16 protein-coding genes and 1 pseudogene are annotated in these 18,938 nt (G+C 62.2%); 7 read left to right on the top strand and 10 right to left on the bottom strand.

Going from position 1 to position 18,938, the window contains the following annotated elements; genetic code table 11:
* Positions 1–118: 118 nt before the first annotated feature.
* From ruvX to IPJ76_17545, 3 genes are read left to right on the top strand one after another with little or no spacing between them, the layout of a single operon-like run.
* Positions 119–541: a Holliday junction resolvase RuvX gene (gene ruvX / locus IPJ76_17555; protein QQR86368.1), complete on the top strand. Its 423-nt coding sequence runs from the start codon at positions 119–121 to the stop codon at positions 539–541.
* A gap of 49 nt (positions 542–590) precedes the next feature.
* Complete coding sequence (locus IPJ76_17550; GenBank protein ID QQR86367.1) at positions 591–1,172, top strand: peptide deformylase; 582 nt, start codon at positions 591–593, stop codon at positions 1,170–1,172.
* Positions 1,169–1,801, top strand: coding sequence for a tetratricopeptide repeat protein (locus tag IPJ76_17545; protein ID QQR86366.1), 633 nt, complete (start codon positions 1,169–1,171; stop codon positions 1,799–1,801). The genes IPJ76_17550 and IPJ76_17545 overlap by 4 nt, the downstream gene beginning before the upstream one ends.
* A 239-nt stretch (positions 1,802–2,040) precedes the next feature.
* On the opposite strand, the gene IPJ76_17540 is transcribed toward IPJ76_17545, so the two are convergent.
* The 3 genes from IPJ76_17540 to IPJ76_17530 form a co-directional block, all read right to left on the bottom strand.
* On the bottom strand, positions 2,041–2,388 hold the full coding sequence (locus IPJ76_17540) for a GIY-YIG nuclease family protein (protein QQR86365.1): 348 nt from the start codon (positions 2,386–2,388) through the stop codon (positions 2,041–2,043).
* A gap of 76 nt (positions 2,389–2,464) precedes the next feature.
* Entirely contained in the window at positions 2,465–3,754 is a 1,290-nt protein-coding gene (locus IPJ76_17535; protein ID QQR86364.1) for a dihydroorotase, read from the bottom strand.
* Positions 3,751–5,784, bottom strand: a complete 2,034-nt coding sequence (locus IPJ76_17530; GenBank protein ID QQR86363.1) for a BatA domain-containing protein — start codon at positions 5,782–5,784, stop codon at positions 3,751–3,753. The genes IPJ76_17535 and IPJ76_17530 overlap by 4 nt, the downstream gene beginning before the upstream one ends.
* 200 nt (positions 5,785–5,984) lie before the next feature.
* Here IPJ76_17530 and IPJ76_17525 point away from each other — a divergent pair, with 200 nt between their 5' ends.
* The gene (locus tag IPJ76_17525) at positions 5,985–8,426 is read left to right on the top strand and encodes a VCBS repeat-containing protein (protein QQR86362.1); all 2,442 of its coding nucleotides are present in this window, start codon (positions 5,985–5,987) and stop codon (positions 8,424–8,426) included.
* Positions 8,427–8,561: 135 nt separating this feature from the next.
* On the opposite strand, the gene IPJ76_17520 is transcribed toward IPJ76_17525, so the two are convergent.
* Entirely contained in the window at positions 8,562–9,425 is an 864-nt protein-coding gene (locus IPJ76_17520) for a TIGR02757 family protein (GenBank protein ID QQR86361.1), read from the bottom strand.
* 102 nt (positions 9,426–9,527) lie between these two features.
* Between IPJ76_17520 and IPJ76_17515 the strand changes: the two genes are divergently transcribed.
* Complete coding sequence (locus tag IPJ76_17515) at positions 9,528–10,325, top strand: T9SS type A sorting domain-containing protein (GenBank protein QQR86360.1); 798 nt, start codon at positions 9,528–9,530, stop codon at positions 10,323–10,325.
* 490 nt (positions 10,326–10,815) lie between these two features.
* Here the strand turns inward: IPJ76_17515 and IPJ76_17510 are convergent.
* Positions 10,816–12,012: pseudogene (locus IPJ76_17510) on the bottom strand (IS256 family transposase).
* Between the two features lie 190 nt (positions 12,013–12,202).
* On the opposite strand from IPJ76_17510, the gene IPJ76_17505 reads away from it, so the two are divergent.
* Positions 12,203–14,581, top strand: coding sequence for a choice-of-anchor B family protein (locus IPJ76_17505; GenBank protein QQR86359.1), 2,379 nt, complete (start codon positions 12,203–12,205; stop codon positions 14,579–14,581).
* Here IPJ76_17505 and IPJ76_17500 read toward each other — a convergent pair.
* From IPJ76_17500 to IPJ76_17480, 5 genes are all read right to left on the bottom strand, one after another.
* Positions 14,578–15,048: an SET domain-containing protein-lysine N-methyltransferase gene (locus IPJ76_17500; protein QQR86358.1), complete on the bottom strand. Its 471-nt coding sequence runs from the start codon at positions 15,046–15,048 to the stop codon at positions 14,578–14,580. The two genes, IPJ76_17505 and IPJ76_17500, sit on opposite strands and share 4 nt — an antisense overlap.
* 1 nt (position 15,049) lies before the next feature.
* Positions 15,050–15,571, bottom strand: a complete 522-nt coding sequence (locus IPJ76_17495; GenBank protein ID QQR86357.1) for an SET domain-containing protein-lysine N-methyltransferase — start codon at positions 15,569–15,571, stop codon at positions 15,050–15,052.
* A gap of 93 nt (positions 15,572–15,664) precedes the next feature.
* On the bottom strand, positions 15,665–17,098 hold the full coding sequence (locus tag IPJ76_17490; protein ID QQR86356.1) for a spore maturation protein: 1,434 nt from the start codon (positions 17,096–17,098) through the stop codon (positions 15,665–15,667).
* Between the two features lie 78 nt (positions 17,099–17,176).
* Positions 17,177–17,743 (bottom strand): DinB family protein, encoded by a 567-nt coding sequence (locus tag IPJ76_17485; GenBank protein ID QQR86355.1) that lies wholly within the window; start codon positions 17,741–17,743, stop codon positions 17,177–17,179.
* Between the two features lie 78 nt (positions 17,744–17,821).
* Complete coding sequence (locus IPJ76_17480; GenBank protein QQR86354.1) at positions 17,822–18,385, bottom strand: Crp/Fnr family transcriptional regulator; 564 nt, start codon at positions 18,383–18,385, stop codon at positions 17,822–17,824.
* A 68-nt stretch (positions 18,386–18,453) separates the two neighbouring features.
* Between IPJ76_17480 and IPJ76_17475 the strand changes: the two genes are divergently transcribed.
* On the top strand, positions 18,454–18,915 hold the full coding sequence (locus IPJ76_17475; protein QQR86353.1) for a hypothetical protein: 462 nt from the start codon (positions 18,454–18,456) through the stop codon (positions 18,913–18,915).
* The last annotated feature ends 23 nt before the right edge of the window (positions 18,916–18,938 follow it).

The following is an 18,938-nucleotide window of genomic DNA, read 5'->3' as shown; positions in this document are numbered from 1 at the left end:
AGCCCCACATGGTTCTACGTCCAGGCTTCGAGTATTCGAGCGTCCTCTGTGCCTCCGTGCCTCTGTGGTATGAACTCCCACGTTGGCGAACGGCCACGGCTGCGCACCTTGCGGCCTAATGGGGCAGGTCATCGGCATCGATTTCGGGATGAAGCGCACGGGTTTAGCGGCCACCGACCCGCTGGGCATCATTGCTTCCGCATTGGAAACCGTGCCCACGGAACAGGTGATGACTTGGCTGCAGCGCTACACCATCATGTACCACGTGGACGGCTTCGTGGTGGGCCTGCCCGTGGGCTTGGACGGGCAACCGACCGATATCACATCCAACGTGCTGGCCTTTGTGGAAGCCCTCCGGAAGACCTTCCCCGGGCATTGGGTGGAGACCACGGACGAGCGCTTCAGCAGCAGCATCGCGCAGCAGACCTTGAACAGCAGCGGCAAGGGCCGCATGGCCAAGCGCGATAAGGGCCAACTGGACCGCATCAGCGCCACGGTGCTTTTGCAGGGCTGGCTTGAGCAACGGCAGCGCCGGGGTTGAGGGCGCAGCTATTTTCGCGGCCCTTCGGAACAATAGCCCTATTCCATCAATGATCCTCCCCATCCGTGCTTATGGCGATCCCGTGCTGAAGAAGGTGGCCGCGGACATCGAACCCGGTCATCCTGGGCTGAAGCAGCTCATCGCCGACATGTACGAGACGATGTACGAGGCGAGCGGAGTGGGCTTGGCCGCACCGCAGATCGGTCAGAGCATCCGCCTTTTCATCGTCGATGCTTCCCCCTTCGCTGAAGATGAAGGCTTGGAACAGGAGGAGCGCGATTTCCTCAAGGACTTCAAGAAGGTCTTCATCAACCCGTACATCGTGGAGGAGGAAGGCGAGGAGTGGCCGTTCGAGGAGGGCTGCCTCAGCATCCCGGGCATCCGCGAGGAGGTGAAGCGCCAGGAAACCATCGTGCTGCAGTGGCAGGATGAGGATTTCAAGGAGCACGAGCAGGAGTTCAGCGGGTTCGCAGCGCGCGTGATCCAGCACGAGCACGACCACCTGGACGGTAAGCTGTTCATCGACTACCTGCCCACCTTGCGGCGCACCATGCTGAAAGGCAAGCTCCGCGACATCAGCCATGGAAAGACCGACGCCAAGTACAAAATGCGGTTCACGCCAGTGAAATGAAACAGATCGCAGTCACCCTTTCTTCCGTTGCCCTGCTCTGCGCTTGCGGCGGCGACAAACCCGCCGACGCTTCCACCGGTGATACCTCCGGCAAAGCCGCGATGATGCAAGCCCGCATCGATAGCATGCGCCATGAGATGGAGGACGACACCATCTACAACGCGCGCGGGGCTCAGGAACTGCTCGACGTGTACAAGGCCTACGCCCAAGCCTTCCCGCAGGACAGCCTGGCGCCGGAGTACTTGTTCCGGGCCGCTGGTCTAGCCCTGCCCCTCGGCCGCGCCGACGAAAGCGTGGTGCTCTACGACCGCGTCATCAAGGACTACCCGCAATGGCCCAAGCTGGTAGACACGTACTACCTGAAGGCCATGACCGTGGAAGAACTCGGTAAGAAGGCCGATGCCAAGCTGGCGTATGAAGAGGTCATCAAACGCTACCCCGACCACCAGTTCGCGAAGGACGCTGCACAGATGATCGACAACATGCAGTATACGCCCGAAGAGCTGATCGAGAAGTGGCGCATGCAGAACGAGCTCGAAGCGAAGGGAAGGCCTGCTGATCCCGCTGCCCAAGCCGCCGCCAACAAGGCTGAAGTGGAGGCTAAAGAGAGGGCGAAGGGAGTGCGCTGAGGGTTATACCCAGCACTCCGTCATTCCGAGGAGGCTCTGCGGAGCTTGCCCCGACAAAGGAGGGGAGAGAAGGGGAGATCCCGTGTCACAACACTGGTGTTGTGTCATCCCGACGCAGGAGGGATCCCGCTCGATGTTCGAACACATCAGATCGGCTGAACGACGGTTCCGCCGCTGGGTTTGGGCGGGATTCCTCGTCGGGGACTCCTCGGAATGATGGAGCGTAGGCGTAACCATCGCTACTGCAGCTTCAACGGCAAGCCGATATCCACTTCACCGGTCAGGATCATCTGGTCCAGGAAGACCCAACGCGGGTTGGCGGCGTTGATGAACCTCGCCTTCTTCTCGCGCCGCAGGCTTTTGAGCTGCTTTTCTCGTGCGATGGCTTCCAGCACTTGGCCGAAGTACTCGAAGTACACGAGGTGGCGCACGTTGTAACGTCCAACGAAGGAGCCCCCTCCCGCATCGGCCGCTGCGCGGTGTTCGGCACAGCGGCGAGGAAGGTTGTTCGTCATACCTACGTAGGTGACCGTCTTGGTGGGGTTGGTCATGATGTACGCCCAGTAGTCGTACGCTCGGAGGCGCATGGGAGTAGGAGTGTGCCGAAGATCGGGCGGGACTCCTCGGCGCAGAGCCGCCTCGGAGTGACAGGGCAAGAGGGGGTTAGGCCACAGCAGTCAAGGCGGCGCTGAGCACGGCCTTGCCGTTGGCCACGATGCCCAGTGGGCGGCCCACGAAACGCTGTCCAATGAAGGGCGTGTTCTGCGCCCGGCTCACGATGTCGCTGCTGGCGAACGTCCAGTCCTCATTGGGGTTGAAGAGCGTGAGGTTGGCTTCGGAGCCTTCGGCGATGTGCACGGCGGGAAGGCCCAGCACGGCGCGTGGTCCGTTGGCGAAACGCTCCACGATGCGGTTCAATGTCATGCGGCCTTTGAGCACGGTGTTGGCCGTGGCGAAGGCGGTCTCCAGACCGATGATGCCCGGCGCCGCGTGCGCGAACTCGAGCTTCTTATGCTCCACATCCTCGGGCCGGTGGTCACTGACGATGGCATCGATGGTGCCGTCCTTCACGCCTTCGCGCAGGGCGTCGATGTGCTCGCTATCGCGCAGTGGGGGCACCACCTTGTAGTTGCTGTCGAAGCCGCGCAGGCAGCCATCGTCCAAGAGGAGGTGGTGGGCGGCCACGGAGCAGGTCACTTTCAACTTCTTCGCTTTCGCAGCGCGGATGAGCGCCACGCTTTCCGCCGTGCTGATGGTGGCGATGTGCAAGCGGCCACCGGTGTATTCCAACAGCGACAGGTCGCGCTGCACGGCCATGGCTTCGGCCACGGGCGGCTGCCCGCGCATACCGAGGCGCACGCTCATGGGCCCTTCGTGCATCATGGTGCCCGCGGTGAGGTCGTGATCCGCGGCGAAGGACATCACCAACCCGTTGAAGTTGCGGCAGTATTGCAGGGCCAGCAGCATCAAGCGGCTGTTGCGCACGGGATGCTGGTCGTCGCTGAAGGCCACGGCCCCAGCTTGTTGCAGGTCGTACAGCTCAGCGAGTTGTTCGCCCTTGAGTCCTTTGGTGATAGCACCCAGCGGCAACAGACTTACGGCATGCCCCCCCGCCTTGCGCAGCAGGAATTCGATGCCCGAGCGCTGGTCCAGCACGGGTGAGGTGCTCGGCAGCACGGCAACGCTGGTGAACCCGCCGGCCGCTGCCGCATCCAAGCCGTTCAGGATGCCTTGTTTCCACTCTTCGCCAGGCTCGCGGAAGTGCGCGCGCAGGTCCACCCAACCGGGGCTCACGTGCAGACCTTCAATGGAAAGTTCCTTGGCGCTGCCCTTCTGCAAGCGCTTGCCGATGCGGGCGATCGTCTTTCCGCTGATCAGAATGTCGGTTCCTGCTTCGTGCTGATCGCCACCGGGGTCGATCACTGTGACGTTGCGCAGGAGGAGGTCCTTCATTTCAGCAGCCGGAGCAATGCGACTTCAAGGATCAGGAAAATGAGCGCCAGTACCACGAACCAGGTCCAATACTTGGTGCCGTGGTCCAGCGCGGTCAAACTTACAGAAAGGCCTTCGCCTTCGGCGTCGAGCACTTCGAAGGTGGTGAGGCCGCGCTGTTGCAGCACCGACTTCAGTTCATCGATGGTCCAAGCGCCGAGGTCGCTCTCGCCGCGCGATGCGTTCAGCGCGATACGCTGCACGGTGTCGGTGCCGAGCACCACGGTGTGCGAGCCGGTAGGCAGGTCCTCATTGTCGAGCAGCAGGGCAGGGGAAATGCCCGCGCGGCGCAACGCTGGCACGCGGTCCACACCATCGGGGCCGATGAGGTGCGGCACGACATCGCCCTGCGGAACGATGTCCAACACCGCTTCACCATCGCGACCTATCGTGTGGTAGAGGCCGCCCATGGGCCGGCTCAGTTCGGCCATGCGCAGCAGGCTGGTAACGAACAGCGCATGGCGGGTGAACGTGCCACCGCTTTCGGCCAAGGGTGCAGCGCCCAAGTAAACCGACCCGCGACCCGAAGTGACCATCACCAGGAAGGGCTTACCGTCCTGCAAGCGGAGCAAGGCATCAGAACCGGCGGGCGTGCTCAGGCGGTAGCGCGTGCGAACCACGGGAAGGTCCACGTTGGCGGGGATGTCGCTGAACACATCGCGGTAGAACGGCTGGCGCAGATCGATGGCATCCACCTTCACGCTGGCCGTGTCGCGAGCGCCGAAGCTGCCCGCCATGAGCGGTGCGAGCAGATTGTTGAGCAGGCTGCCGTCCTCGGCATTCGGGAAGAGGGCCAAACTGGCGCCTTGCCGCACGCGGTCGGCCACCACTTGGGCCACGCCACTAGGCGCCTCCGTCAGCGCGTTCACGAGAATGAGGTCTGCAGTTTTCACTTGCTCTGGGCGCACATCGTGCAGGGCGGCGGAAGTCAGCCTGAAAGCGCTGTCGGCCGAGAACACGCTTGTGATAGCCTCGTCGCTAACGGCATCCGCACCGCCGATGAGGAGTACGTTGATGGCCGGAGCCACGGTCCATGCGAGGAAGAGTTCATCGTCGAAGGTCACCGGCTGATCGCTGATGGACACCGTGCCCCACTGCGGCCCGGCCTGGTCGGAGGTGAAGCGCAGCACGGTATCCACATGGGTGTCGGCTTCCACGGCAAAGGAGGCCAAAGCCCGTTGCTTGCCATTCACGGACAGCCGCAGGGGCACATCCACCAGCGCACGCTCGCCGTAGTTGCGGATGCGCACATGAAGCGCTTCGGGCTGGCCGGTGCGGCGCACGGGCGTCTCGAACCAAGCGGAGTCCACGCTCAGGTTCGCCTGGTCGCTGCCGGGCAGGGGCACGAGCACGGTGCGCACCATCGGGTCGTCGGTCCAGTTCTCCGGGTCGGTGGTGGTGCGTTGCAGGTCGGTGAAGACCAAAGCGCGCTTGCGGGGCGCCTCACTGCGTGCCAGTGCCTCCCGCTGCCGGGCCAGCACTTTACTCAGCGGTCGGCTGAACGGTCCTGCTTGCACTTGTCCCACAGCATCAAGGGCTTCATCCCTGCCGATGAGCAATTGTTGTCGACCGGTTGCACGCGTGGTGACCACTTGGAATTCGGTGGTGGCGTCGTAGGCCAGTACGGCATCCTGCGCTGCCTTCCGGGCTTGGTCCAACAAGCGGCTGTTCTCGTTGGTGGCATCCATGCTCCAGCTGTCGTCGAGGTGGATGCTGACGGCCTGCTTCCCGGTTGGGTCGGTGGAACCCGTTGCAGGCACGTAGGGCTGGGCGAAGGCGAGCACCAAGCAGGCGAGGGCCAGGCACCGGGCCAAGAGCACCAGCCAGTGCTGCACCTTCTTCCGGGCGCGGGTCTGCTGGCTGACAGCCTGTAGAAAGCGCACGTTGGGGAAGTCGATCCGCTTGAAGCGGCGCAACTGGAAGAGGTGGATGGCGATTGGAATGGCCAGCGCCGTGAGCGCCCAGAGGAACGAAGGGTAGAGAAAGGCCATCGGCGGGCGAAGATGCGGTTAGCGGCCCGATGGGAACCCGTGCCCGGAGGCGCATGGTGCCGCGCCGGTGTGAAAAGTTGTTGGCCTGCACAGTCCCGCCATGGGCGCGGCTCGACGAGCAGACTTGACTTCCGGGACGAACGATGATTGAAACCCGACGAACACCTCTTGCGTTCCGACGGCCCAAATCTCCCCGAACCATGCGTTCCCTGCGCCCCACTACCCTCACCGCCGCCTTCACCTTCCTGATCCTGAGCAGCGCCTCCGCGCAGTTCGGACCCGAGCAATCGATGTATGTGGAAGGCCCCGAAACCGTTGACCTGGTGGACTTGGACCAGGACGGCGACAAGGACCTGCTCATCGGCAGCCGTGGCGGCATCCTCTACTACGAGAACATCGACGGGTTGGGCACCTGGGCCCCGGTGGTGACCATCGGCACCGGCACCGAAAGCCGCGCACACGTCACCGACTTCGACGGCAACGGCAACCTGGACATTCTCGCCTCCCGCGAATTGAACGGTGGGGTGGTGTGGTTCCAGAACCTCGGCAACCTGGGTTGGAGCTTGGCCTACGATGTGGTCCCCAACGCCACCGCCCTCGACCTCGGCAGCGCCGACCTGGACGGCGACGGCGACCTGGACCCCTTCTTCGTGCTGGCGATCAACCAACTGGCGTGGTGCGAGAACACCGACGGTCAAGGCACCATGAGCATGCCCGTGGCCATCACCCCGGTTTACAACAACGCCAAAGTGCAAGCCTTGGACGTGGACGACGACAACGATCTGGACCTCGTGTGGAGCGTGCGCATCCCTGAAGAGATGGGTTGGTGCCAGAACATGGGCAGTTCGTTCAGCAGTGCGCAACCCATGAGCACGGATCGCAAGGGCCGCCTCACCGATGTGGACGGCGATGGCCGGGCCGACCTGGTTTCCTCCTCGACACTTGCTGGCAGCCTGGACTGGCAGCGCGGCATAACCGGACAACTCGCCTTTGATCCCATGAGCAACGTGGGCCTTGGCATCAGCGCCGACCAAGTGCTGGTGATGGACCTGGACAACGACGGCGATCGCGATGTGGCCGTGGCCAACGACGCCACGGACGAGATCGGCTGGTACGAGAATATCGACGGCCAAGGCACCTTCGGTACCCTGCAAGTGGTGGCCTATGGCGTGGACAATGCCCACGTGATCGTGGGCGGCGACATCAACGGCGATGGCGACCCCGAGTTCTTCGCCGGATCGGCCGCGCAGAACCGCGTGGTGTGGTACGACAACCTGGAATACGCGCAACTGATGATCGGTGGCCGCGTGTTCCATGATCACAACGCCGATGGCCAGTTCAACGGCAACGACTACGGCATCTACAATGCGCGCGTGGACCTGAGCGACGGTCGCACCACCTACACCAACCACAGCGGTATGTACTGGTTAAGTGCCAGCCCCGGCAACTACTCGGTCACCGTGTGGCAACCCGCCCAGTGGACCCTGACCAGCAACGGCAACCTGGCCGCCTTCGTGTCCTCGCCGAACGGATCGGCCATGGAGCGCGACTTCGGCATGCAGCCCAATACCGCCCTGAACGAGTTCAACACGTTCGTGACCAGCGGCCCCATCACCTGCAGCCAGACACTGCCGTACTTCCTGCACGCCACCAACACCGGCAACCAGATGCGCGACCTGCGCATGACCTTCCAGCTGGATGCCATCAGCAGCTTCAACAGCGCCGACCCGATGCCCACCAGCATCAACGGCAATACGCTCATCTGGGATGTCGCCGCGGTGCAGCCCAGCCATATGCGCCAGGTGGAAGTGCGCGTGAACACCGCCGACGCCAGCTTCCTGGGCACGTTGATGAACGATGTGATCACCGCCGAGGCCCGCCAGAACGGCCAGGTGCTCTTCACCACGGACTACGCGTACCACCCGATGCTCATGTGCGCCTATGATCCCAACGACAAGCAGGTATTGCCCACCGGCACCGGCGCGCAGCACTTGACGCCCATGGAAAGCACGCTGGACTACACCGTGCGCTTCATGAACACCGGCAACATGGCCGCCACCGACGTGGTGATCGTGGACCAGCTCGACGCCAACCTCGACCCCTCGACCCTGCACATTGTCGGCAGCAGCCACGCCGTGCACGTGGTGCTGGAGGCGAACGGCATTGTGCGCTTCGAGCACCTTGGCATCAACCTGCCCGACAGCGGCAGCAACTACGTGGGCAGCCAGGGCTACGTGCGCTTCACCATCCGTCCGCTCAGCGCGTTGGCCGAGGGCACCGTGGTGGAGAACACCGCCGAGATCTACTTCGATAACAACCCCGCCATCGTAACCAACACGGTGTTCAACACCTACACCAATGGCGTAACCGCCGTGAACGACGTTGACGTGGACGGCGAGGCCAGCATCAGCGTGCGCCCCAACCCGGCGTTCGACATGGCCACGATCCACATCGGCTCGGCCTTCGTCGGCCGCGTTACCATCGATGTGTACAACGAGGCAGGGCAGAAGGTGATCCGTCTGGTGCGCCTCTCCAACACGCTCATCCTGCACCGCGAGGACATGCCCGCCGGCATCTACTACCTGCACGCCACCGACGAGGTCGGCCGCCAGGCTACGACGCGACTGGTCTGGGGGCAGTAGTCTCCCACTCACGCCAGATCGCATAGGAGAAGGTCTCACACGGAGGCACAGAGCCACGGAGTTCGATCGGGATTGCTCCGTGTCTCCGTGTCTCCGTGTGAGCATCCTGGATCAGCGCGAACTCCTGACCGGCCATTACCCGGTAGCGCCTTCCACGCCAAGGCCGAAGAGTGCGATATCGTACTTCACGGGATCCGACGGATCGAGCTTTCGGAGTTGCTCCGTCAGCTCGATCACGCTTTTCCAGTCGTCCTGTTTGCGGGTGAGCAGGCCCAGCTCGCGCGCCACGCGGCCGGTGTGCACGTCGAGTGGCACATGAAGGGCTGAGGCCGGGATGCGCTTCCAGTGGCCCATGTCGATGCCGCGGTCGTTGGGCCGCACCATCCAGCGCAGGAACATGTTGATGCGCTTGGCGTTGCTGCCCTTGGCGGGATCGGCCACATGCTTCTGCGTGCGCGCCTGGTGCTTCACTTCGAAGAACCGCTGCTTGAAGAGCGCGATGGCCGCACCGGCATCCGTGAACCCGCCGTTGCGCAGGAAGGCATCCTCCAAGCCGCCGTGCTCGTGGTAGAGGTGGCGCAGTCCCAGGGTGAAGGTCTTCAGGTCGCCGCCGTTGAAGGTGCGGTGCACGAAGCGGTCGCAGCGCTTTAGGTCGGTGGCTGAGGCGTTCAGGATGAAGTCGTGCGGTGCATCGTCCATGAGGCGCGCCAGCTTCCACGCGTTGGCGATGATGGTGGTGCGTTGCCCCCATGCGATGGTGGCGGTCAGGAAACCGATCACTTCGGCATCGGCCCGCTTGGGGAAGGCGCGCGGCACCTGCACCGGGTCGCGCTCGATGAAGGCCGGGTTGGCCAGGCGGTCGTAGGCTTCGTTGAGGAGGGCTTTGACATCCACGGGGCGAAGGTGTTCACAGATGGCGCAGATGGGTCTGCTCGGGTTTATCCACAGATGACGCAGATGGCATGACGCACAAGCCCCAAATGCCGTCGCTGAAGGCATTATCTGTGTCATCTGCGCCATCTGTGGATGACCTCACTCGGCTGGCGTGCTGCTGAAGGTGCACCGCCAACTTCCTACTTTCATCCACCCGAACCCTACCTCATGAAAGCACCCGTACTCCTTCTGTCTTCCACCTTGTTGTTCTGCAGCGCCACGGCCCAGACCATCTGCGCGCCAGCGGGTAACGTGGTCATCTACAGCAACTACGATGGAGGCGACCTCAACATCGTGGTGGACCAGAACATCCCCGACCTACGCATCGGTGTGGTGAGCTACGAGTTCAGCCGCGTCAACATCAGCGGGCCGTTCGCGGGCAACGTCACCGCCGTGTGGTACGCGGGTTACAACAGCGACAACGACAACTGCAACACCGGCGCGGGCGTGCTCACCACCACCATCAACGGCGTGCCGCTGGGCATCACCGACGTTCAGCAATTCCCGCCGAGCACCTGGGCCAACGCCTTCGGCTACAGCAGCATCATCTGCAACTACACCTGCGATGTGAACAGCAACCAGGGCGGCTGCAACACCGCCGACCAGATCGCCCACTACTTCCTAAGCAACTGGGGCGGTGTTTTGCGCTACCAACTCACGCAGTACCAGTGCTGGCAGAGCCCTTACCTCGTGAGCGACGGCGGCAACTGCTGCGCGGATCCGCTCAGCACGGGTGTTGCGGCAAATGATAGGGAGCCTTCTCCAATAGCCTTCCCGAACCCGGCCACCACCACCGTGAACCTCGGCACGGCCGGGCAAGTCGAGGTGATGGACGCCACTGGCCGCGCGGTGAGCATGGCGACCGATGCGCGGGGTGTGCTGAACGTGGCGGGCATTGCGCCGGGGGCTTACACCTACCGGATGGTGGCAGTAGGCAGGGTGGGGAGGTTTGTAGTGGAGAGGTAGCGTGGATTCAGACCGATGGACACACGCGACATCCCTGAGAGCAATGAAGTCAGCAGACCTGGTGCACGTGCTTGTGCGCTGGTGAGTTTGAGCTTAGGGCAGGAATTATGACATATCACATCCGCCCCAGACTCCGTGAAGCGATTGAGACTCTTTTTGACGACCCCTCTGTTGGTCTCGGGCTTCTAGGTATGGGGGTAAGTGACTTGCCTGATGAAGACGTGGAGCCATCCTTGAGTTCGAGCATTAACCCTCTTGAGAGGGCCGTTCTCTTGAGGAAGAGGATTGAAGGGTACATAGAACTGATGGCTTCCGAGTTAGACGAACTGGGTGAGAGCGAAGCACCGCGCTTGCGGGGTCTGTTAGATTAAGTGTGTCACGATCTTGATCACTGATGTTGTTGATGTAGTTGGGTTTTCAACGAGGGGGTCTGGGGGAGACTGATAACGTGTTGATCGGTGTTGGCCAGTTGTGGATCGAAGCGCGGTCCGAAGAGCAAGCGTAACTCGGCTGCGATCTCACGCCAGGCGAAGATGGGCTTTGCGGCCATCTTCTCCACGATGCGCTGCTGGGCCAAGAAGAGCAGTTTGAGCAGGGCCATGTCGTTCTCGAAGACGCGCTTGGTCTTGGTGTATTTGCGCAACTGGGCATGGAAGCCCTCGATGGGGTTGGTGGTGTAGATCAGCCGCCGGATACGCTCGCTGTACCGGTATTGGCTGGCCAGAAGCGGCCAGTTGATGCGCCAGGAGTTCACCGCTTGCGGATAGCGCTCGCCCCATTTGTCGCTGAACACTTCCAGTGCTTGCAGGGCACGCTCCTCGTTGGGTGCCCGGTAGATGGCCCGCATGTCCTTGACCACTTCCTTGTAGTGCTTGTAGCTCACGTACTTCAAGGTGTTGCGCACCTGATGCACAATGCACAGCTGGATGTCGCTCTGCGGGTACACCAGCGCGATGGCCTCGGAGAAGCCGCTGAGGTTGTCGATGCACGCGATCAGCATGTCCTCCACCCCGCGCTGGCGTAGGTCGTGCAGCACGCTCAGCCAGAACTTGGCGCCTTCGTGCTGGCCAACGTAGAGGCCAAGCAGGTCCTTGTGGCCATCGGGGCCCACGCCAAGGGCGGTGTAAACGGCTTTGTTCACCACGCGACCCTCTTCCTTCACCTTGAAATGGATGGCATCGAGCCATACGATGGCGTAACGCGCTTCCAAGGGGCGCTGCCGCCATGCCTGCACATCGGCGACCACCTGGTCGGTCACCGCGCTGATGGTGGCTTCGCTCACTTCGATGCCGTAGAGGTCGCGCACATGGTCGCTGATGTCGCGCTGGCTCATCCCCAGTCCATAGAGCTTGATGATCTTCAGGTCCAGCTCGGCGTTCAGAACCCGTTCCCGTTTAGGCAGCAGCAGTGGGTCGAAGGTCCCGTTCCGGTCCCGCGGGGTGGCGATGTCCACCTCCCCGTGTGCGGTCTTCACCCGCTTGCGGCCGTGCCCGTTGCGCCGGTTGGCCTTGCCGGTGTCCTCTTCCAGATGCGCGCTCAGCTCTCCCCGTAGGGTGGCTTCCATCAGCCGTTTTACCAAGGGCGTCAGCACCCCTTCGCTGCCGCTGAGCGGCTTGCCCAGAAGCAATTGCTTCATGGCCTCCTTCTCGAAGGCTTCGTAATCGAACTTGTCCGTCTTGTCTTCCATGGGTCAGGGTTTGAAGTTCGCAACTCCGGCCTGACACACTTTACTGAACAGTCTCCCGTTGCGGTGCATTAACGTTCCTGCCCAAGTTCCACCGCATCCTTGGAAGCCCCGCGCAGAGAAGTCCCCCCCGCCTACATTCGGCGACCTTCGATCACCCCTTGTTGCCCCCCGACACTTCGGGATGAAACACATGCGTCTTCTTTCCACGCTCGCGCTCAGCGCTGTCATCTCCACGGCCGTTGCCCAGAACTACAACCTCGACTCGCTGGGCCGGCTGAACTACCAGGCGCTGCGCAACAGCAACCTGAGCAACCTGTGGGGCTGGGCCGATGGCACTGGCAACGAGTACGCCATCGTGGGCGTGAACGGGCGCAACAACCCCTTCGTGGCGGGCGGTGTGAGCGTGGTGGACGTGAGCGATCCGGCCAACCCGCAGGAAGTGTTCTTCTTCCCGGGGCCACCGAGCATCTGGCGCGAGATCAAAACCTACGGCCACTACGCCTACTGCACCACCGAAGCGGATTGGGGCCTCACCATCATCGACCTCAGCCCGTTGCCCGGGAACAACAACCTGCCCGCCATTGTGGACAGCTCCTTCACGTGGAGCACCTCCCACTCACTGTTCATTGACGAAAGCATCGGCCGCCTGTACATCAACGGGCACAGCGACGGCAACGGTGGTGTGAAGATGTACGACCTCACAGCGGATCCGATGGCGCCGGTGTACATCGGGGAGTTCGATCAGTGGTACGTGCACGATTGTTACGCCCATGGCGATACGCTCTACAACGCGCACATCTACGACGGCTTCATGAGCATCGTGGACGTGAGCGATCCGCAGAACCCGGTGCTGCTGGGCACGCAGAACACGCCCAGCAACTTCACCCACAACCTGTGGACCGATGATACGCGCGATTTCATCTTCACCACGGACGAGGTGGACGATGCATGGATCGGCAGCTATGATATCAGCGACCCGCAGAACATCAGCGAAGTGGACCGTGCGAAGAGCAACCCAGGCAGTGAGGCTATACCGCACAACACATACTGGCTGCACGACAACCTGGTGACGAGCTACTACACCAACGGTGTGACCATCCATGATGTGAGCGACGCGACCAACGTGATCGAGGTGGGCCACTTCGACACGTCGCACAACTTCGGTGGGGGCGGGTTCAACGGATGTTGGGGGGTGTTCCCCTTCCTGCCCAGCGGCCGTATCTTGGCGAGCGACATTGAGGAGGGCCTGTACATCCTTGGCCCCACCTACACACAGCCATGCCGGTTGGAGGGCACTGTTACGGACCAGCAGACCACTGCGCCGATCAACGCCGTGCAAGTGCAGGTGAGCGTGATCAACGTAACGGACAACACCGCACTGGACGGCACGTACGCCACGGGGCACTATCAGGGAGGCACGTACGATGTGACGTTCTCAGCCCTGGGCTATCTGCCGCTCACGGTACCAGGTGTGCAGTTCGTTGCGGGCCAAACCACTTTGCTCGATGCGCAATTGATCCCGCTTGTGGCGTTCGCCCAAGGAGGAACGGTTCTGGAGGAAGGCACGAACGCTCCCATCGTGGGGGCCGATGTGATGCTGTCGGGGGATGACTTTACGTACACCGCAACGACGGACGGCAGCGGCAACTTCAGTGTGCCTGCCATGTTCGCGGGGAACTATGTGGTTACGGCAGGGCATTGGGGCCATGTGACGGTTTGCCTGCCCGTGCAACAGATCGACCAGAACACCGGTGGGTTGACCATCACATTGCCGGTTGGTTGGTACGATGACTTCACCTTCGATTTCGGTTGGACCGAGGACGGCGATGCCGGGACCGGTGCATGGGAGCGGGGCGAGCCCGTGGGCACCACCTCGCAGGGCGATGCGGTGAACCCGGAGGAAGACGTGAACGACGACTGCACCGACCAGGCCATGGTGACCGGCAACGGTGGTGGCCAAGCCGGGAACGATGACGTGGACGATGGGACCACCGTGCTCACGAGCCCGGTGTTCGACCTGAGCAGCTACATGAACCCGGCCGTGCGTTACTCACGCTGGTTCTACAACGGCGGTGGTCAGGGCGCGCCGAACGACGAGATTATCGTGGAACTGAGCAACGGTCTCGACACGGTGATGATCGACCTTGTGGACGACAGCAGCCCCGGTATGGGAACCTGGGTAGCTGTTGGTTGGGGCAATTGGGCAGCCTTGGCACCGACTTCCACGATGCAACTGATCGTGACCATCGCCGACGAAGCGCCCGGCCATCTTCTGGAAGGTGGGCTGGACCACTTCCACGTGCAGGAGATGAGCGGCGATGGTATTGACGAACCGGACGCTCTTTCCTTCGAGGTGTATCCGAACCCGACCACGGGTCTGTTCGCCATTGCCACCGCAGCCGGTGGCAGCAAGCAATTGTACGTTTTGGATGCACAGGGGCGAGTGGTGGCCACGTACACGTTCACCATGCAATTGAGCACCGTTCACGAACTGGCTGCAGGCGTGTACTCGCTGCGCCTCACGAACAGCGAAGGACGCACGGGCGTGCGCCGTCTGGTGGTGCGCTAAGGCAACTTCGGTTGAAGCATGGTGCCCGTGCAGTTGCGCGCACCGCAGTGGCAGGCCCATACCTTCTTGAGGTGCGGTGTGTGCCGTTCGTCCAGCACGATGCCGTAGTTGTAGGTCAGTTCCTCACCGGCCTTGATGCTGCGCAGCGCCTCGATGATGACCTTGGCCTTGCGCGGGTTGCCGCTGGGATGATCGTGCACGAAGGCCACGCAGTTGGGTGCGCAGCTGTGGTTCAGCCAGCGGGCGCTGTTGCCGCCCACGTTGGCGTCGATAACGTACTGATCGTTGAGGGTGAACAGGAAGGTGTGCCCGCTTTCGTAGGTGGCATGATCCAAGCGGCTGGCTTGGGCGGTGGTCAGCAGGCGGCCCTTGTACTGGACAATGGGTTCGCCCTTGCGGATGGGAACAAGGCTCTTGACGCCGTTGCCATGGATGGCCGAGCGGTGCACTGCGATACGTCGTGCCATGTCAGTGCTTCAATTCGGCTTTGGCCTTTGGTTTCACCGTCGGCTTTTTCGCTTTCGGCTGGTACTTCAGCATAACACCACGGCAGTTCGCGGCACCGCAGTGGCAGGCCCAGTTCTTCCGCTCTTCGGGGGTGATGGGTTCCTCAGTGCAGACGTCGTAGTCGTAGGTGAGTTCTTCGCCCGCCTTGATGTTGCGCAGGGCACTGATCACCACGCGGTCCTTGCGCGGATTGCCGCCGGGGTCCGTAACGATCTCGGCGATGCAGTTGGGGTCGCAGCCGGTGTTGATCCACTTGGCCACGTTGCCGTTCACGTTGGCGTCCACCACCCAATGCTCGTTCAGGATGAACAGGAACGTGTGCCCGGTGTCCTCGCCGCCGTATGTGTCATCGGCGATGTCGTGGGTGATGAGACGGCCTTCGTAGTCAACGATCTCCTCGCCCTTCTTGATGGCAGCCTTGGCGAACACGCCGCTGCCGTGGATCTTGCTGCGCCGTTGCGCGATCTTCGGATTGGTGGTCATTGGAAAAAGCGCGCGAAGATGGCAGGCCGGGGCGGAATGAAAAATGAAGAACGTAAAATGTAGAAGGGCGAACGGGCGAGCAGTGAAGCAAGGTCAACTGAAGTACACCGAGCACACCACCACCGCGGTGATGACGCACACCAGGTCAGCGAGCAGCATCACGCCCAACGCGTAGCGGCTGTCCTTCACGCCCACACTGCCGAAGTAGAGTGCCACCACATAGAATGTGGTTTCGGCCGCGCCTTGGAAGAGGCAGACCAGCTGACCGGTCAGGCTGTCCGGGCCGTACGTCTTCATGGCATCAAGGAGGAAACCACGCGAACCACCAGCGCTGAAGGGCCGCATGAGCGCGACGGGTATCGCGTCGATCACCTGCTTGTCCACGCCCACCAGTGCCATGGCCAAGGCGATGCCGTCCATGACGATGCTCATAAGGCCGCTGTTGCGGAAGATGCTCAGCGCAGCGAGCATGGCGATCATGTAGGGCAACACGCGCAAGCCGGTGGTGAAGCCGTCCTTGGCGCCGTGCACGAAGCTGTCGAACAGGTTGCTGCCTTTCTCCCGGAAGTAGCGCTCGAAGAGGAACGCATAGCCCACGATGAGCCCGATGATGACCAGCAGCATGCCGTTGCTGAGGTTGTCAGTGAAGTGGAACTTGGCCACACCCGCCAGGTTGGTGATGTAGGCCATCAGTACGCCGATCACCACGCTCACGCCGAGCACGAAGGCCATCACCGGCAGGTTGAACAGGTTGATGCGCTGCTTGATCGCCACGAACAACAACGCCGACAACGTTCCCACGAACGAAGTGATGATGAGCGGGATCATTATGTCCGCCGGGTTGGCAGCGCCCATGGCTGCACGGTAGCCGATGATGCTGGTGGGCAGCAGTGTGAGGCCCGCCGCATGCAGGCACAGGAACATGATCTGGCTATTGGTGGCCCGGTCCTTCGTCGGGTTGTCCTCCTGCATGCTCTCCATGGCCTTCAGGCCGAAGGGCGTTGCCGCACTATCGAGGCCGAGGAAGTTCGCCGCGAAGTTCAGGGTCATGAAGCCGTACGCCGGATGGTCCTTGCGCAGGTCGGGGAAGATGCGGTGGAAGATGGGCGAGAGGCGTCGGGCCAGTTTCTCCATGGCGCGCGAGTCCACCAGCAGGTTCAGCAGGCCGCAGAAGAACGTGAGGTAACCGATGAGCGGCAGCCACAGATCGGTGAGCACGTTGCGGCAAGTGGGGAAGAGGCCGTCAGCAGGTACAGTGCCCACATAGGCCTTGACGACACCGGTGTTCGTGATGGTGTAGAGGGTGTTGCCATGGCGAAGGCCATCAGCACCCGACTTCCGCAGTGCGGCCAAGAACGCGTCCTTGCCTTCGAATGCGGTGGTGTCCCACTCGCGCACCACCAAAGGCTCGCCTTGCTTGCCGTTCACCAGCGTGCCCAGCGAGTAGTGCTGGCCGGTGAAGAGCATGGCGAGGATGTAGGCGATGCTGAGAAGGAGCATCCAGGTCCAGAAGCGGGAGAGGGCCATGGGGCGAAGCAGGCGCTTCGAGACCAAGGCCCTGCGGGGTTGCCGTTTTATCGGCGAACACCGGCCTGTGAAGGAACCTCAAGCCAACAGCCGTTCGATCTGCAGGAAGTGCCGCACTTGGTGCCCGACGGGGAACCGGAACGCATCGCCCGTTTTGAAGCGGATGAGGGGGCCGAGCGAACTGGTCACCTTCATGCGGTTCAGGTCCGTGCCGCGCGACTTGTCCAAGAGCGCAAGGAACTGCTCGCACATGGCAATGAACCGCGCGATGCTCTCCGTGGATGCGCCCTGGTTCCGGGCCGGGTCGAACATCTTCATGGTGCGCATCTTCGAGCCGATGCGCCCATCGGGCTTGGGTTGCATGGCCTTGGTGAAGTATTCACCGAGCAACCCCGGCTTGAAGACCGGGTTCGGCTTCAGCCCTCCTGCCTTCCGCGCGAAAACGTCCTGTAGCCCGCGCAGGTAGATACCGCTGCTCATGTTCAGGTGCTCGAAGACCTCCAGCGCGTTCCACTTGTCGGGCGCGGGCCGGCGCAGCAAGAGGTCGGCGGGCAGTTGTTGGATCTGTTGGGCACGGATGATCTGTGCACGCAGCGTGGCGCTCAGGTCAGCGATCAGTTGTTCCGTGGCGATGGTCGCAGGCATGTGTGGTCGTCCCGTCTTGTTGGGAGCGCGAAACAAGTTCCGTGCATCCCGTGCACCACTTGATCTGGCTCAAGAACGTTACCGCCGCTTCCTCAACCGGCTGAACGTTTCCGGCGTCATCCGCAGGTAGCTGGCAATGTCCTTCTGCGCCACCAGTTGCAGCAGCTGTGGGCTGCGGGCCACGAGCCGATCGTAACGCTCTTCGGCCGTCAGGCTGAGTTGTTCGATCTCGCGCACGGCCCTGCCCACCAGCAGTTCTTCCAGGATGAGCCGCCCGAAGCGCTCCATCACCGGTAGTTCGGTATAGAGCCGCTGCAGGTCTGCATGGGAAATACCCAGCAGCACGCTATCAGTGAGCGCCACCACGTCGAAACGCGCCGGTTTGCGTGTAACGAACGAGCCGTATTCCCCGCTCCAACTGCCGTCGTAGGCGAAGCCCACACAGATGTCGTTCCCTTCGTGCGGAAAAGAGAGCCGTTGAACACCGCTCTTCACGATGTAGAAATGCCCTTCCACCTGTCCGACCGCGCGAATGCTGGCGCCCTTGCTGAAGGCATGCTCGCTCCAAGGCGCTAGTATGCGCCCCCACTCGTCGTCCGAGGGCTGCACATAACGGGCTATGGTCTGCTTCACAAGCTCCACGTGCCGAAGTAAGGCCGCGTGGTGCAGATCGGCAACGTCTTTGGAGTTGTTGCCGATACTTGCTCAGCATGCGTACCCTGTTGGCCCTTGGCATTGCCGCGCTCCTTGCGGGTTGCGCGCGTTACCACTTCGTGCGGCCGGTGGAAGTCACCTATCGGCAGGCGTTCGTGCTCAGGGACCCTGCAACGCTAGGCTACCTGCTTTCCACCATACCGCAGGACGAACCCTTCAGCCTTGAACTCACCGATACGGCCATGGGCCCATTGCGCTGGACGATGGACAGCCTTGGGCTCGACCGCATTGAAGTACGCGGCGTTGGCACCTACGACCTGGATCAGCGCACCTTCAGCGACCAGCCGCCCTTCGCCGTTGTCCTGCACCATCCGCCGACGCGCAGGCGGCACCCACGCGAAGAACTCACCGTGTTCCGCGGCGGCGCACCGTTGAGCAAGGATGTGTTGTCCTATTTGCGCCAGAACGGCCATTGGGCTGTTAACGACACCGTCTTCATCCGTTTTGGCGGACGATGACAGGTAGGGGAGGCGGTTACTTT

The organism is Flavobacteriales bacterium, assembly GCA_016699575.1.
Taxonomy (GTDB): Bacteria; Bacteroidota; Bacteroidia; order Flavobacteriales_F; family PHOS-HE28; genus PHOS-HE28.
Note: the sequence above shows the minus strand (reverse complement) of the source record. Positions and strands in the feature narration are given on the sequence as shown.